This window comes from Peribacillus sp. SIMBA_075, assembly GCF_046534585.1.
On sequence record NZ_JAWRYN010001032.1, the window covers coordinates 1 to 256 of the forward strand.

Annotated in this window: 1 pseudogene; it reads left to right on the forward strand. The window is 29.3% G+C overall.

From position 1 onward, the window contains the following. A pseudogene (locus tag SB775_RS31435) lies at window positions 1-256 on the forward strand (NupC/NupG family nucleoside CNT transporter); the annotation flags it as partial.

The following is a 256-nucleotide window of genomic DNA, read 5'->3' on the forward strand; positions in this document are numbered from 1 at the left end:
GTATTCATTACAGTGAAAGATCAACTAAGCAAATTACCGAAAAATCGTTTATACACACTGTGTGCATCTTCTATGTCAACAGTATCAATGTCAATCGTCGGTTCTTACATGAAAATGATTGATCCAAAATATGTAGTAACAGCACTTGTATTAAACTTATTCAGTGGATTCATTATCGTTCATATTATTAATCCATATGAAGTAAAAGAAGAAGACGATATTTTAGAATTACAAGAAGATAAAAAACAAACATTCT